This is a genomic window from Candidatus Limnocylindrales bacterium (assembly GCA_035626395.1).
Taxonomy (GTDB): domain Bacteria; phylum Desulfobacterota; class Binatia; order UBA1149; family CAITLU01; genus DASPNH01.
On sequence record DASPNR010000018.1, the window covers coordinates 1 to 1,056 of the forward strand.

General features: G+C 52.5%; 1 rRNA gene. It reads left to right on the top strand.

The window, feature by feature from the left end:
• Positions 1-13: 13 nt before the first annotated feature.
• A 23S ribosomal RNA gene (locus tag VEC57_07550) occupies positions 14-1,056 on the top strand; the annotation flags it as partial.

The following is a 1,056-nucleotide window of genomic DNA, read 5'->3' on the forward strand; positions in this document are numbered from 1 at the left end:
TGGTGGTGTGGATTCTCAAGCGTGAGGTAAGGGCAATTGGTGGATGCCTTGGCATACACAGGCGATGAAGGACGTGGCACGCTGCGATAAGCTGCGGTGAGGTGTGAGCAACCTTTGACCCGCAGATTTCCGAATGGGGAAACCCATCCTCACTATTTACTCTCGATCGAGCCCAGTCTTCGGACTGGGGTTCTCGCTCGGGGATAAATAGGAAGGATATCACTTTGCTGAATACATAGGCTTAGTGAGGCGAACCCGGGGAACTGAAACATCTCAGTACCCGGAGGAAAAGACATCAACCGAGATTCCGTTAGTAGTGGCGAGCGAACGCGGACCAGGCCAGTGCCTTTTGTTAAACTAGCAGAAGCTTTTGGAAAGAAGCGCCATAGCGGGTGACAGCCCCGTATGCGAAAGTGAGACAAAAGGACTTGAGTAGGGCGGAACACGTGAAATTCTGTCTGAACATCGGGGGACCACCCTCGAAGCCTAAATACTCGTGTATGACCGATAGCGAACAAGTACCGTGAGGGAAAGGTGAAAAGCACCCCGATGAGGGGAGTGAAACAGTACCTGAAACCGGTTGCCTACAAGCAGTGGGAGCTCCCTTGAGGAGTGACCGCGTACCTCTTGCATAATGGGTCAGTGACTTAATGTATCAAGCAAGCTTAAGCCGATAGGTGTAGGCGCAGCGAAAGCGAGTCTGAATAGGGCGATTGAGTTTGATGCATTAGACCCGAAACCCGGCGATCTAGGCATGACCAGAGTGAAGGTGGGGTAACACCCACTGGAGGCTCGAACCGATTAACGTTGAAAAGTTACCGGATGAGTTGTGTTTAGGGGTGAAAGGCCAATCAAGCCGGGAAATAGCTGGTTCTCCGCGAAAACTATTGAGGTAGTGCCTCGGATGTTTTCCTGTGGGGGTAGAGCACTGGATGGGCTAGGGGGCCGCGAGGTCTACCAAACCTAACCAAACTCCGAATACCATCGAGTATAGTCCGGGAGACAGACGGCGGGTGCTAAGGTCCGTCGTCAAAAGGGAAACAGCCCTAACCTACA